This window comes from Cryobacterium lactosi (genome assembly GCF_004403945.1).
GTDB lineage: Bacteria > Actinomycetota > Actinomycetes > Actinomycetales > Microbacteriaceae > Cryobacterium > Cryobacterium lactosi.
Genome location: NZ_SOHM01000040.1, coordinates 109,725 through 123,878, shown reverse-complemented (window position 1 = coordinate 123,878; position 14,154 = coordinate 109,725). Strand labels below are relative to the sequence as shown.

13 protein-coding genes and 3 tRNA genes are annotated in these 14,154 nt (G+C 67.5%); 13 read left to right on the top strand and 3 right to left on the bottom strand.

Translation table 11 applies throughout. The features are described 5' to 3' along the window. Together E3T61_RS19190 and E3T61_RS19185 are read right to left on the bottom strand one after the other, a co-directional pair. On the bottom strand, nt 1-945 hold a 945-nt coding region (locus E3T61_RS19190), incomplete at its 3' end, for a coiled-coil domain-containing protein (protein ID WP_134642445.1). Continuing rightward, nucleotides 938-2,350, bottom strand: a complete 1,413-nt coding sequence (locus E3T61_RS19185) for a peptidoglycan DD-metalloendopeptidase family protein (RefSeq protein WP_241992691.1) — start codon at nt 2,348-2,350, stop codon at nt 938-940. The genes E3T61_RS19190 and E3T61_RS19185, both read right to left, overlap by 8 nt. Nucleotides 2,351-2,667: 317 nt before the next feature. Here E3T61_RS19185 and E3T61_RS19180 point away from each other — a divergent pair. The 13 genes from E3T61_RS19180 (at nt 2,668) to E3T61_RS19125 (ending at nt 12,434) form a co-directional block, all read left to right on the top strand. Next, nucleotides 2,668-2,740, top strand: a tRNA-Glu gene (locus E3T61_RS19180). 90 nt (nt 2,741-2,830) lie between these two features. After that, a tRNA-Asp gene (locus E3T61_RS19175) sits at nt 2,831-2,907 on the top strand. Nucleotides 2,908-2,976: 69 nt separating this feature from the next. After that, a tRNA-Phe gene (locus E3T61_RS19170) sits at nt 2,977-3,049 on the top strand. 129 nt (nt 3,050-3,178) lie between these two features. Beyond that, nucleotides 3,179-3,970 (top strand): transglutaminase-like domain-containing protein, encoded by a 792-nt coding sequence (locus tag E3T61_RS19165; RefSeq protein ID WP_134642444.1) that lies wholly within the window; start codon nt 3,179-3,181, stop codon nt 3,968-3,970. Nucleotides 3,971-4,068: 98 nt separating this feature from the next. Next, nucleotides 4,069-4,680 (top strand): acyltransferase, encoded by a 612-nt coding sequence (locus E3T61_RS19160; RefSeq protein WP_134642443.1) that lies wholly within the window; start codon nt 4,069-4,071, stop codon nt 4,678-4,680. A gap of 2 nt (nt 4,681-4,682) precedes the next feature. Continuing rightward, entirely contained in the window at nt 4,683-5,336 is a 654-nt protein-coding gene (locus tag E3T61_RS19155) for a hypothetical protein (RefSeq protein WP_134642442.1), read from the top strand. Nucleotides 5,337-5,609: 273 nt separating this feature from the next. After that, the gene (locus E3T61_RS19150) at nt 5,610-6,626 is read left to right on the top strand and encodes a TolB family protein (protein ID WP_134642441.1); all 1,017 of its coding nucleotides are present in this window, start codon (nt 5,610-5,612) and stop codon (nt 6,624-6,626) included. A gap of 218 nt (nt 6,627-6,844) precedes the next feature. Then, entirely contained in the window at nt 6,845-7,549 is a 705-nt protein-coding gene (locus E3T61_RS19145) for a hypothetical protein (RefSeq protein ID WP_134642440.1), read from the top strand. Then, complete coding sequence (locus E3T61_RS19140) at nt 7,546-8,334, top strand: hypothetical protein (RefSeq protein WP_134642439.1); 789 nt, start codon at nt 7,546-7,548, stop codon at nt 8,332-8,334. The genes E3T61_RS19145 and E3T61_RS19140 overlap by 4 nt, the downstream gene beginning before the upstream one ends. A 5-nt stretch (nt 8,335-8,339) precedes the next feature. Continuing rightward, nucleotides 8,340-9,713 (top strand): O-antigen ligase family protein, encoded by a 1,374-nt coding sequence (locus tag E3T61_RS21975; RefSeq protein WP_338145547.1) that lies wholly within the window; start codon nt 8,340-8,342, stop codon nt 9,711-9,713. After that, nucleotides 9,706-10,632 carry a glycosyltransferase family 2 protein gene (locus tag E3T61_RS19135; RefSeq protein WP_166793313.1) on the top strand — a complete coding sequence of 309 codons (927 nt, stop codon included), beginning with the start codon at nt 9,706-9,708 and terminating at the stop codon, nt 10,630-10,632. The genes E3T61_RS21975 and E3T61_RS19135 overlap by 8 nt, the downstream gene beginning before the upstream one ends. Nucleotides 10,633-10,663: 31 nt before the next feature. Continuing rightward, nucleotides 10,664-11,539: a glycosyltransferase family 2 protein gene (locus E3T61_RS19130; protein ID WP_134642437.1), complete on the top strand. Its 876-nt coding sequence runs from the start codon at nt 10,664-10,666 to the stop codon at nt 11,537-11,539. A 40-nt stretch (nt 11,540-11,579) separates the two neighbouring features. After that, a complete protein-coding gene (locus E3T61_RS19125) occupies nt 11,580-12,434 on the top strand; it encodes a GNAT family N-acetyltransferase (protein WP_198418731.1) in 855 nt (284 codons plus the stop codon). A gap of 111 nt (nt 12,435-12,545) precedes the next feature. Here the strand turns inward: E3T61_RS19125 and E3T61_RS19120 are convergent, their stop codons facing one another. Then, nucleotides 12,546-14,099 carry a DUF4082 domain-containing protein gene (locus tag E3T61_RS19120; protein ID WP_166793312.1) on the bottom strand — a complete coding sequence of 518 codons (1,554 nt, stop codon included), beginning with the start codon at nt 14,097-14,099 and terminating at the stop codon, nt 12,546-12,548. Between the last annotated feature and the right edge of the window lie 55 nt (nt 14,100-14,154).

The window sequence follows — 14,154 nt, the reverse complement described above, 5'->3', positions numbered from 1 at the left end:
GGGCGCGCTCCCTGAGCCGCCGGTGGCGGGCGCGGCAGGGGCGGCGGGGGCCGCTGGAGCAGCCGGTGCGGGAGCCGCCGGTGCGGCGGGCGCTGCGGGAGCGGACGCGGCCGGCTGATTGTTCTTCACAGCGGCAGCAGCGGCCGCCTGGGCCTTGGCCAGAGCGGCTGCGGATGCGGCGGCGTTCAGTCCGGTCTGGTACTCGCGCTCCACATCGGCCGTGGTGTCCTTGAGCAAGGCCAGCTGTTCGTAAAGCTCTGCCGACTTCTTCAGCTCGGCGTCCAGGGCCGCTTGGGCGCTCAGGGCGGCGTCGTTGGCCGACTCGTACTTGTCCTTGGACTCGGTGCTGAGGCGTTTGCGTTCCGCGGTGGCGGCGGCGGCCTGGGCGATGAGCGATTCTGCGGTGTTCTTGTCCTGCACGGCCTGCCGGTAGATGGTCTCGGACTGTTCGCTGAGCTTGCTGGCCGTGCCGAGCTGGCTGAGCAGGTCGTCGGCGGTGTTGCCGTTGAGGAACAGGTTCAGGGAGAGGTCCTGGGCGCCGGTCTTGGCCAGGTGCGCGGCGATCAGGCCGGCCCGCATCTTCGAGGTCTCCGCGGCCTTCTGCGCCACGGCGGACTGCTTGTCCAGGCTTTCCTCCCTGGCGGTGGCCGCGTCGAGGTCATCCTGGGTGACCCTGTAGGCCTCCGCGGCCATTTGTGAGCTCTGCGAGGCGTCGGCGGAGGACGTCTGCAACCCCTCGAGGAGGCCGGTGAGGTTCTCGATCTCCTTGGCCTTGGTGGCTTCGCTCTCCTTGGCCTTGGCGACCTCATCCCAGCTGGGATAGTCCTCGTCGGCGAAGGCCGGTGCAGCCACGCCGGCCGCGACGGTGACCGAGCCGATCATGGCTGCCGACAACAACGCGGCCGAGGTACGCCGCGAACGGCGGGTAGGTGTGTGCTCAGCCAAGTGGGGCTCCCCTGTCGGACATAAACGGAACGGCGTTGATGCGGTTGCCGCCGGTGCGCACCTCGAAGTGCAGGTGGCAGCCGGTGGAGGCTCCGGTGGTGCCGGAGCTGGCGATGTTCTGGCCGACCGAGACATTCTGGCCGACCGAGACGAAGACGCCACCGTCGCGGATGTGCGCGTAGCCGGTTTCGACGCCGTTGCCATGGCTGATCAGCACGAAGTTGCCGTAGGTGCCGTAGCGCCCTGCGTAGGTGACGGTGCCGGAGGCGGCAGCGTAGATCGGGGCGCTGCAACCGGTGCCGATGTCGGTGCCGTAGTGGTAGCCGCTGCTGCAGCCACCGCTGCCGCAGAGCACGGAGCGGGGACCGAAACCGTCGGTGATGCGTCCACCGGCCGGGACGCCCCAGCCCTGGTTGCCGACCTGGCCGCCGCCGAGTCCGGCTCCGGGAGATCCGCCGCCGGACGAACCGGAACCTGGCCGGGCTGCAGCGGCACGAGCGGCCTCCGCTGCGACCGCGGCGAGGCGCGCCTTCTCGGCTTCGGCCGCGATCCGGGCGCGTTCGGCCACCCCGGCCTCGTAGCCTGCGGTGGTGGTCGCCTGGGCATCCTGCATGAACTGCAGCTGCTGTTCGAGGATCACGCTCTGTGCCTCGGAGTCGGCGAGGGCTCCCTCCGCCGCATCCGCGGCATCCTGGGCAGCGGCCATGGCGGCCTCGGCCGCGACGCGCAGGGTCTCCCGCTCGTCCTGGGCCACGGCGGCCTGGTCGCCGAGTGCCTGGGCGGTGTTGTTGGCGGTCTGGGCCTGCTCGTACACGTCAGTGCTGCGCTCGACGAGCTTGCTCATGCTGCCGAGCTTGGAGAGGAGTTCATCGGCGCCTTCGCCGCTCTTCTGCCCATCGATGAAGAGGTTGACGCTCAGGTCGGTGCCGCCGGTGCGGTAGAGCTGGGCGGCGAGCTGGCCCGCCTGCGTGGTGGCGGCATCGGCCTCGGTTTTACTGGTGTCGGCCTGGGCCTGCAGGTCGTTGGCACGTCGCGTGGCATCGTCGAACTTCGCCTGGGCGGTTTCGAGTTCGGCTCCGCGGGCCTCGGCCTCGGCCTGGGTGCGCTCAACTTCGGTCTGCAGCCCGGCGATGAGGTTCTGGATCTCGGTGACCTGGGCTGAGGCTGCGGCGGTGTTGGACTTCGCGGCCTGCACATCGTCCCAGCTGGGATAGTCCACGGCCATCGCGGGGCTGATCGGGCTGGCGAGGGTCACCGCGAGAGTCACCGCGGCGGTGAAGCCGGTCACGCCCATGGTCACCCGCCGGGCATTGGCACGCTTGGCGTTGTGCCGCTGCGGGTTCGACCGCAGCCTGTGCAGGCCGGCGTGAATTCCGCGGCTGATCGCACGTGCAGTGTGCTTCATAACTCCCCGATCGGGCTTGGTGCTTGTCACATTCGTCACTTTGTTAACTCTGGTCACAATAACAAACCCCGCTGAATGGCCAGGGTACGGGTAAAACCTAACCCTCCAGGCGTCAGGAACCGGGCCCATTCGTGGGCGCGGTGCAAAGCGACACGCCGACGGCCAATTCCGGCCGATTCGGGTTCCGGCCCGGAATCACGCGGCAGATGCACCCCTGGAGCGACCCTGGGCGCACGGGGTGTTGCAGTCGATTTGAACTATCGCTCGTCCAACACTTATGATTATGCGTCGGAAGTTGTCAGCTTCCGCGGAAGTTCGGCCCCATCGTTTAGCGGCCTAGGACGGCGCCCTTTCACGGCGTTAACACGGGTTCGAATCCCGTTGGGGCTACGCATACTGTAGGTTGTACTCGGCAAGAAAAGTAAGAAAGCAAGAAAGAAACACCGCACCACAGCATCAAGAAACACAGCATTAAAGTTTGGCCCTGTAGCGCAGTTGGTTAGCGCGCCGCCCTGTCACGGCGGAGGTCGCCGGTTCAAGTCCGGTCAGGGTCGCCAAGGCGACAGGCCCTTTCGAAAGAAGGGGCTTTTCGTCCTTTCGAAGGCATCTCTTGCAGCTGCCGTCGAGGCCCTGTAGCTCAGTTGGTAGAGCGTTCGACTGAAAATCGAAAGGTCACCGGATCGACGCCGGTCGGGGCCACTTGGCCATTCCCTGGGCTTCTACCGGGGGGTGGCCTTTTTTTATGCTGCGAACCGTGAGCTAAGCACCCAAAAATCGCCGGATGTGGTGCTTTTCTCACAGTTCGCGCATGTATGCGACGATGTGGGCATGAAACGCTCCGCTTCCGCGCATCTCGAGCTTGAAGCCCTCGGGTCCGCCGAGCTGGTCCTGTCCGTCGCCGTCGCCGCGGATGCCAACGCGACAGAGCTGCTCACGGTCGTTCAGGACGGCCACGAGCTGGCCTACCGTGAGACCCTGGACCAGCACGGCACCAGGCTGCAGCTGATCTCCGTGCAGGCCGGCCGGGTCACCATCGACTACACGGTCGAGGTGTCGGGCGACGTCGAACCGCCCGAGGTGTCCGACATCGACATCGTGCGATACCTGCGGCCCAGCCGCTACTGCGAATCCGACCACCTATGGCCCACCGCCCAGGCCGAGTTCCGCGGACGCACCGGCACCGACCTGCTCGACGCGATAACGACCTGGGTGGGCAGGCACCTCAGCTACGTTCCCGGGGCCAGCCTGCCGACGGATGGCGCGGTGCGCACCCTGCTGGCCCGGCAGGGCGTCTGCCGTGACTATGCCCACCTCGTCATCGCGTTCCTGCGCGCGCACGATGTGCCCGCCCGGCTGGTGTCGGTCTACGCGCCCGGGCTGTCGCCGATGGACTTCCACGCCGTCGCCGAGGCGTATGTCGACGGAGCCTGGCAGGTCGTCGACGCCACCGGGCTCGCCCCGCGCCAGACGCTGATGCGGATCGCCACAGGCCGGGACGCGGCAGACACCGCGTTCCTCTCTTCCGCGGGCGCCGCCGTCCTGCTGCACGTGCTCAGGGTCACCGCCGTCGCCGACGAGCTTCCGCGCGACGATGTGAGCCGGCTCGCCCGGTTGGGCTAGTCGGCCGGCGGCGGATCTCGCCGAGTCGGGCCAATCCGGTCATACTGAGGGCGACCAGACGCACTGACCCTCTCTGAACGACCCTCGGGACGGCACTCATGACGCAGCAGACCGACCAGATCGCACCCACCGCCGACGTGGACCCCCGCGCCGTCGTCGGGACCGACGTCACCATCTGGCACCTTGCCCAGGTGCGCGAGGACGCGCAGCTGGGCGCAGGGTCGATACTGGGCCGTGGCGTGTACATCGGCCCGGGCGTCATTCTGGGTGCGAACTGCAAGGTCCAGAACTACGCGTTGATCTACGAACCGGCCGTGCTGGGTGACGGCGTCTTCGTCGGTCCCGCCGTCGTCTTCACCAATGACGTGTTCCCCCGCGCCGTGAACATCGACGGCAGCCGGAAGAGCGCCGCGGACTGGGACGCGGTCGGCGTGAACGTGGGCACCGGCGCCTCGATCGGCGCCCGCGCCGTCTGCATCGCCCCGGTCCGGATCGGCCGGTGGGCCCTGGTCGCCGCCGGCGCCGTCGTGACGCGGGATGTCCCCGATCACGCCATCGTGGCCGGCGTGCCCGCCCGGCAGGTCGGCTGGGTCGGCCCCGCGGGCATCCCCCTGGTGTCTGCCGGCGACAACCTGTACACCTGCCCAGCCACCGGAGAGCGATATCGGGAAGTGGACGGCGCCCTGTCTGTCGTTCCCTCGGAGCGTTGACCGTGCGCCGCCGACTCGTTGCGGTCATCTCGGTCGCCGCCGTCGTCCTCGTCACGACCGGAGCGCTGTTCGTTCAGCAATCCAGCACCGCGCCCGCGCCGTCGGTGACGTCGCAGGCCGGCGGGGGTCGGCAGGCACCGTCCGCCCCCGGAGCGGAATCCGCCACGCCCGCCCCGTCGGCCGCTCTGCCGGGGTCATCGTCGACGGCCCCGCCGGGAGTGTCCACCGAGGCGCGTGCGAATGATCCGGACGCAGCGGCCGACCCCGCACCGGAGTCGCCGTCCCCGCTGCCGGCCCTGGTGTCGCTGCCGCTGCCCGACACGTCAAGCGCGGTCGGTTCGGTGGTGGCCGGATTCCCCGATCAGGTCCTTCCCGCGGCGCCGCAGTCCTCGATCGCCTCCAGTTCGGTCGCGGCCGAGGGTTCTCGGCTGCAGGCAGCGCTGGTGGCCCAGACGCCTCTCACCACCCAGGAGGTACTGGACTTCTACAGCGCCACCCTGACGGAACTCGGTTTGGTCAGCGCCCCGGTGCCGGCGCCCGACGGCTCATCCGCGCTCGTTTTCACCCGGGGAGTGAACACGGTGACGCTCACCGCCTCCCCCGTCGCTTCAGGCTCCGAGTACACGGTGTTCGGCATCTTCTCCGCGGAAAGCTGACCCCGAACCGCTCCAGACAACACCCCCGATCTGGGGTCAGGCCCGCCGCACCGCCCGCGCTACAGTCACGAAACGCTGCGCTGAGGCAGCTCAAAGCAAGCCCGGCCGCCTCTTTTCGGTGCGCCCACTTACCTCCGTCCCGCGCGGAGCTCCTATCCGATGCAACACCTGTAACCCGAAACTGCAGGCGATGACACGTGAAAAATCGAGTTCCCTCCGTCGAACACCCCGCGGCTTCACCGAGCCGCCGTCCTGGCCGTTGACGGCGGCGTGATGACCACCCGACGCCGGATCTGGCTGGTGTCCATCATCGGCATCGTTCTGCTGTCCGGTGCCGCCGGGTACGGGATCGTGGCGTGGGCCGAGCACCGGGCCCGCGCGTCCGCCCCCAGCGAGGTGGAGTCCGTGGTCACAGACACCCGACCGGCCGGAGCACGAGTGGTCTTTCGCAATACCGCGCTCGGCGCCGGGTACGGCCTCGTAGCCTCTGTTCCCCTGTCAGACCCCACGGCGGCCCGCAGCGTCACCGATCTGGCCTGCGACCGGGTCTTCGCCACCGCCGCCCTGCAATCGTGCCTGCATGTCGACCGGGGCGTGGTCACAACGTTCACCGGCACCCTGATCGACGCCGCCGGTCGGGAAACCCGCTCATGGCCCCTGGCCGGGGTGCCCAGCCGCACCCGCATCTCGGCCGACTCCACCCTGGTCGCCGCCACGTCATTCGTGACCGGTGAGTCGTACGGCACCGTGGGATTCTCCACCACGACGACGATCTCCCGAACCGACGGCAGCCAGGACTTCGGCAACCTCGAGGACTTCGCGCTGTACGTGGACGACGTGCGCGTCACCGCCGCCGACCGGAACATCTGGGGGGTCACGTTCAGCGACGACGCCTCCGTGTTCTATGCGACGGCGGCCTCGAACAACCAGACCTGGCTGGTGCGCGGTGACCTCACCGCCCGCACATTGACGGCCATCAAGGACACCGCTGAATGCCCGTCGCTGTCACCCGACGGCGGGCGGATCGCCTACAAGAAGGAGGTGTCCACCACAGCCACGCCGCGGTGGACGATCGCCGTACTGGACCTCGCGACAGGCACCGAGACGCTGCTGCCCGAGAAGCGCGACGTCGACGACCAGGTCGTCTGGCTGGATGACGACACCATCCTCTACGGGCTCGGCCGGGACGACACGGTCGGCGACAGCGACATCTGGGCGGTGTCCGCCGACGGTGATGGGGAACCCGAGCTGTTCCTGGCCCACGCGTGGTCACCCTCGGTCGTGCGGTGAGCGGATCACCCCCTAAGGGGCTACAGCGAACGGATCCGAATGAGGATACCGTCTGCGACCAGGAGCTGACATTCCGTCAGTTCTGCCGTGCCTCGCGGGCGAAATCATGAAGTGACCAGCAGGGAAGTGATTGTGACCGTATCTGCGCTCGACCTGTCCTCCCGGCGATACGCTCTCGCCGGCCCAGCATCCTGCGATTCCGGGTCGGGCGTCGGTCGATGACTTTCCGCGAGATCCTGTCCGCCATGCTCCGGCGCTGGTACATCACGATTCTGGTGCTCACGGCCGCGGCCGTCGCCACCGCGGTCTTGGCGAATGATGGGGGCACTTACACCACCAAGACGGTCGTGTCGTTCACTCGGCCGGCGACGTCCAGCCTGTCGCCGTACAACGGAACCACCGATCCGAGCGTCATCGCCTTCGCCGGGACCGTGGCACAGGTGGTCAACGACGGCCGCCCGCCTGCACGATATTCAGAGAGTGACGCCCCGTACTACGGTGCGGGGGTGCGCCAGGGTGTGCTCGTGGAGCTGGCGAATTCAGGCAGCCAGTGGGTATCGACATTCGGCCGATCAGACATCGAATTGCAGATCGTGGGGCGCTCGTACGACTGGGTCGAGTCCCAGCAACGCGACCTGGTCGACCAGGTGCTGGCCGTCGCAGACGCCGAACAGGCCTCGCTGGCCATTCCGTCCGCCGACAGGATCAGGGCCATCGTGGCCCCCCTCACGATGCGGATCGAGTACGTCTCACCCTCTCGACGCGGTCAGGCCGCCGCCGCTGCCGCGATGCTCGCCGTCGCCCTGACCGTGAGCGCCTGGGGCTCGGTGATGGTCGACCGCAGACTCTCGCGAAAACGCACGACGCCCGCCACCCCACCCAGAATCCCGACCCGTCACATCTTGGAAGGATCGCCCACATGAACTTTGTCGACACTCTCCGCGGCCTCTGGCGACGGTGGTACATCGTCCTCCCGGGGGCGTTGATCGCGGCATCACTCGCGTTCGGCGCCTGGTCCGTGATTCCTCCAGGCTACGAGCGCTCCTCGACGCAACTCCTCATACCCGGCGCCGCCAGCATGCCGGAAGACGCGAATCCCTATCTCTTCCTCGGCGGTCTGGCGCCGGCAGCCGACGTTCTCGTGCGGGCGGTCGGCGCAGAGAACGTCGTGAACGAAGTCACCGCCGGACGTTCGGGGGTGCAGGTTGAGATCACCCGCGACACTGCGACAGCCGGCCCGGTCATCGTCATCGTCGTGACTGCGGCAACCGACGCCGCCGCAGAGGAGGTACTGGGCCTTCTGGTGGAACGCACTGAAACCGTGCTGGCGGATCTCCAGCAGACCGAGAACATTGCCAAGCGGAACCGCGTGACCGTCCTGCCCATCACCGTCGACAGCCAGAGCATCCTCCAGCAGCGGAATCGATTCATCATCGCCGGCGCCGTCGGCCTCGCCGGACTCGCGCTCACCCTCGTCGTCGCAGGCCTCATCGATGGGTACAGGCAGCGCAATCGGGGGGAGGAACTCGACACCGTCACCGAGGGCGCTACCGAGCCCTCGCCCACCCCAGAGGCACCCGAGGCCGAGACGCCCAGGTCCCGGGCGCCGAAACGGACCGCGCCAGCCACGGTCTTCGACCAGACGGATGACGCCGACGACGACGCGACAGAAGCCGCGGCAAGTTCCCCTGTCCACAGCGCGCGGTGAGCACCATGTACAGCGCCCATTCGTCGACGACTGGCATGCCGGCTCGTGGCATCGCCGGCACACGACGAGGTGGCGATGCGGTCACGATGCTCACGGTCTACCTGGTTCTACTCCTGGGGATACCCTCCGGCGTCGTCATCACCCCGCTCGGCGCTCTCGGTCGCCCGTCATTGATCTGGGGTCTCGTCCTGCTGGTCTGGTGGGTCGTCGCCCGGCTGCAGACACAGGGCTTCGATGCGGAGCCGGTCTCCCAGCCCGTGCGATTCACCTTCATCGCCTTCGTGATGGTCGTCCTGGTGAGTTTCGCCGCCGCCATGCTGCGGGGCCAGCCGGACGACCAGGCAAGTCCGGCACTCGTAGCGGTCATCCGGCTGCTGTCGTGGGCGGGAGTGCTGCTCGTTGCGGTAGACGGAATCCGCACGATGACCGATCTGGCCACCATGGTGCGACGGATTGGAATCGGAGCCGGACTGCTTGCGGCACTCGGCCTCCTCCAGTTCTTCACCGGACAGGCGTTCGTCGACTTTTTCGGGACGATCCCCGGCCTGAGCATGGCGGGCGGAATCCAGGAGCGCGCCGGCGTGATTCGGTCGACGGGAACGGCTATCCATCCACTCGAGTACGCGACAGCGATCAACACAGCCCTGCCGTTGGTCATCGCCGCGGCCATCACGCGCGGATTCCGGTCTGATCGCACCCACGGCGGGCTCTGGTGGTGGCTTCCCGTCGGCCTCATCACGGTCTCGTCGTTGGTCGCCGTATCCCGCTCGGCCATCATCGGGTTCGCGGTGGCCGTGATCTCGATGATCCCGGCCGTGCCCGGACGGTACCGAGCCATCGTGATCAGTGCCGGCGCCCTTTTCGCCGCGGCGACTTTCGCGTTTGTGCCGGGTCTGCTCTCGACAACTCTCGCTCTCTTCTCGGGCATCGCGTCAGATCCGAGCACCCAGTCCCGCACCACGGGGCTTGAGCGGATTCCCGAGTTCATGTCCCCCTCCCCCGTGATCGGCTCGGGATTCGGCTTGTTCCTGCCCAGGTACTACATTTTCGACAACCAGTGGGTGTTGGTCGCTATCGAGGTCGGCATCCTGGGCCTCCTGGCTTTCGCCGCGTTCTTCGGCGCGGCAATCTGGAGCGCCCGTCGGGCGCGACACTCCAGCACCAGGGACATGAGGTTGCTCGGTCACGCCCTGGCCGCTTCAGTGTTCAATGTCGCCGTACTCTTCGCATTCTTTGACGGTCTCTCCTTCCCGATCGCGGGCGGTGTGCTGTTCCTGGTGGCGGGACTCTGCGGGAGCGTCCGCGCCATCGCCGATTCGGATGTGGCCTCGAGAACGTGGCCGACCGGGCGCGCACGAATCGCGGCTGGCAATGAGTGAGCCGGGTGCCTCGGCGGACGAGGTCGACGTCGCGGCAGTCGTGGTCACGTTCAACAGCACCCGCCACGTGGCAGCCCTCCTCGACAGCCTGCCCGATGCGTTCGGCGAACTGCGGTATTCCGTCGTCGTGGTCGACAATGATTCGACCGACGGAACGCCGGAATTGCTGGCTGGCCGGACCGATTGCCGAGTCATCCGGGCCTCGAACGATGGCTACGCAGCCGGCATCAACCGGGCCGTGAACGCGTCACCACCCGCGCCGGCCATTCTTATCCTCAACCCCGATGCAACTCTCGATCCCCACGCGGTGCCACGGATGCTCGAGGTTCTGCGCCGACGTACCGGCGCAGGCATCATCGCCCCGAGGGTGCGCGAGGAAGATGGAAGCCTCTCCCCGACACTTCGCCGCGGACCGACGCTTGGGCGTGTCGGCGGGCTGAGCTTCACGGGGTTGCCGGTGTTCGCCGAGAGAATCGAGCTGCCGGGGCAGTATCAGACCGAGCACGAGGTCGATTGGGCCGTTGGCGCGATCCTGCTCGTTGACCGCCGGTGTTTTGACGGCCTAGGCGGCCTCGACGAGTCGTTCTTCCTCTATTCGGAGGAGACCGATTTCAGCCTCCGGGCTCGTGATGCGGGCTGGGCCACCGTCTATACCCCCAACGCCGGCGCCATGCATGTCGGCGGGGGGTCTGGCGAGAGCGCGACAACGCACACGATGCAGATGCTCAACCGGGTGCGCCTCTATCGCCGCCGCACGGGTGGGGTTCGCGCCTGGCTGTATTTCGGCCTGACCATCGTCGTCGAACTCCGGCGGGCCGTCCTCGGGGACCGCCGGTCCTGGACGACGCTGCGCGCGCTGCTGAGGCCCTCCACCCGTCCGCCGCAACTGGGCGCGAGCCGTGCGCTCCTGCCCACCTGATGCCCCACAGAGAAGCATCGAAAGGAATCTCATGCCGAGCATCGTGATCGCCGCCTACAACGAGGAGAACGTGATCGGTCCGAGTCTCGACGCGCTGCTCGCCACGCAGCCCGGCGCTCCCATGGAGATCGTCGTCAGCGCCAACGGGTGCAGTGACCACACGGTGGCCCTGGCAACACGTCCTGGCGTTGTCGTGATCGATCGCCCGGAACCGGGCAAGGCCGCCGCGCTGAATGCCGGGGACCGGGCGGCCACTGGGTTCCCCCGGATCTACCTCGACGCCGACATCCTGGTGCCCCCCGGCGGTGTTGCCGCGTTGGTGGCACGCCTGGCACAGACCCCGCTCCCGCTCGCCGTGGTGCCTCGGCGGCGGCTGGACATGGAGGGACGCCCCTGGCCCGTGCGTGCCTACTTCTCGATCAACGAGAAGTTGCCGGCATTCCGGAACGGGCTGTTCGGGCGGGGCATGATTGCGCTCTCTGAACCGGGCCGCGCACGGTTCGACGAGTTCCCGGCGATGATCGCCGACGATCTGTTCCTGGATTCGCAGTTCACCGACGAAGAGAAAACCGAAGTGAGCACCGTCGAGGTGGTGGTCGCCGTTCCGTTCACGACCCGTGACCTGGTCCGACGGCTGGTTCGCGTTCGTCGGGGCAACGCCCAGATGCGGGCGGCCGGCACGGCAGGGCAGCTGGGTGTGCGGGTGCGCTCAGCCGACCGCTGGGCATGGCTGCGCGATGTCGTGCTGCCCAACCCGCGTCTGTTGCCCAGCGCACTGCCGTATGTGCTCATCACCCTCCTCGCCGGTCTTCTCGCCCGGCGAAGGGTGGGGCAGGGTGAGGGCTGGGGTCGCGATGAGAGCACCAGGGGGCGGGCCCGACCAGAAACACCCGGGGTATCGGCATGATCCTCACCCGGCGCTTCCACTCATCGTCAGTTCGCCGACCGTGATCGACCTTCGGCCCATCACCGCCGAGGATGCCGGTGCGGTCACGGAGTTTCTCCACGATCACCTGAACGCGGCGGTCAGTCCTCGTGCGTGGCGCGCCATCCTCGCTCCCCCGTGGAATCCCGATCCGCCCAACCACGGTTTCGCCCTCGTCGACGGCGGCAGGATCGTGGGGGTCTATCTGGCGGTCTACTCCGCACGCGAGGTCAACGGCGTTCAGCGCCGGTTCTGCAATCTGGCGGCCTTCTGCGTTCTGGAGGACTACCGCGCGCACAGCTTTCGCCTGATGCGCGCGATCCTCGCTCAGAAGGGGTTCGAGTTCACCGACTTCTCGCCGAGCGGAAACGTCGTGGCGCTGAACAAGCGGCTCGGCTTCACCTCTCTTGACACCGCAACCCGGTTGGCGCCGAACCTGCCGCGCCTGCCTCGACGAGGCCTCACCGTGACGGAGAACCCGAGGCTGATCGCGGGGGTACTGACCGGGCGGGACGCCCGCGTGTACCGTGACCATGTGGACGCCCCCGCTGCCCGCCATATCGTGGCGATCTCGCAGGGCGAGTACAGCTATCTCGTCGCTCGCAAGGACCGCCGCAAACGTCTTCCGGTGTTCTCATCGCCGCTGTATGTCGGTGGCAGCCGTGAGCTGCTCAGGCGGGCGTGGCCGCAGATCGGTTCACACCTGTTGCTTCGGCACGCGGAATTGGCGACGCTTGCCGAGCGTCGGATGCTCGGCTTCGCCCCTGTTCTCGGCATCGACGTGGGTACGCCTCGGTCGAAGATGATTCGGAGCGGGACCGTGCCGGCCGAGGACATCGACTATCTCTACAGCGAGCTGGCCCTGCTCCAGTGGTAGACGGCGACTGACCAACGAGGGCCTTCGCGCGGCGACACGGGTGCTGTGACAACCCGTGTCGGCCGCGGAGGCCCTCGCGTCATTCAGTCAGGACATCTGACCGTTCGTGGATCAGTTCGCGGCTTGGACCGCCGTTCCGTCGTCCCACTTGTTGTTACTCCACACATTGCCCGGCGCGTTGGTGTCGAACGACGTGATCGGACCGTAGAAGCCGCACTTGCCGCTGCTCCCGCGCTCCCACACGTTGTTGGTGAAGCGGATATCGCGGGTCCCACTGGAGTAGGGCTTGCCCTGCGTCGAACCGCCGTAGGTGCAATAGCCGCCCGAACCGCCGACGAATTTGTTTCCGTCGATGATGTTGTTCTGCACGACGGCGAAGTCACCATAGCCGGTGAGCGCTGCTGAGCATCCTGCATCCGGAGCCACATCGGGCGCGTCGCAGGCGATGGTGTTGCCCCGGATAACCGAACCCGACCCCATCCGGACGCCGGATTCATGGTAGGTCCCAGTGCTGTCGCGGAACTGGCCGTGCACGTAGGAGTTTGCCAGGGTGCAGTCGCGGAAACAGTTCACCGAACGGTTGCCACCCGTCACATGGACGCGAGTCGCAGTGAAACGGACGTCGCCGATACCGGTCCCCGCTTTGTTGCCCACGTCGACCTGGCTGTCGGTGATGGAGAAGGATCCGGTGCCACTGTCATCGTTGTAGACGCCGCCGTTGATGACCGAGCGAGTGATCGAAACTCCGGTCGCGGCGATCGACAGTGTGCCGCAGTTCACCCGCTTGGCGTCGATGACGGTACCTGGCGCCGTGATCCGGCACGGCCCGGTGTAGTCGGTCAGGGCCGTCCCGGCCGGAACTCCGGTGTTGGCAGCCGAGGGGAACCCACCGGCGGCGGGCGGCGTCACGACCGGCGGCGTCGGGGTCGGGGTCACGACCGGCGGCGTCGGGGTCGGGGTCGGGGTCACGACCGGCGGGGTCGGCGTGGGCGTCACGACCGGCGGCGTCGGCGTCGGTGTGACGACCGGCGGCGTCGGGGTGGCGGCACCCGTCGGAGTGAACACCACATCCACCCAGTACATGCTGTTTTTGTAGGTCTTGGTGGGGAAGCGCGCCTGTGACCCGTACCTGAACACGCCGGCTTCAGCGGTGATCGCCAAGTCGGGTGAGAGCGACGTCCCGGTGTAGTTCTGGGTCGCCGCGTACCGCCCCTTGGGGGCGTGGTACGAGACCACGTAGGACTCGCCCTTGGTCAGGGTGATCGCCTTGTCGAAATCAGCTTTCTGCCAACCGGAACCCGACACATTCGAGAAGGTCGCGCCCGCGAGCTTCTTGCCCGTTGCGCTCCACAGGGTGCCGGTGTGGGGTCCGGCTGCGCCCTCGCCCTTCCAGAAGCGCATTCCGGCGGCTGTGCCATCCGAGCGTGCTGTGAAACGAGTTCCCACTTCGACCGCGGCGGAATCGGAGTGCTGCACGAGGCGGGTCGGAGTGGAGGTCCCGAGGATCGTGCTGCTGGTGGCCGCGGCCGCGGGGCTCAGCCCCCATTGACCGGCTGTGGCGACGAGAGCGAGCAGCAAAGCGAGGGCGACCGCGATGCGGCCGATACGGGGCTGACTGTGGGGCGTGGTGGCGAATTGGCTCGCCGAGCCTCCTAGGAGGTGCATATTGCGTCCTAATCTTGTGTTTCGGACACGACGAATACCGACCATCTCTGGCCGT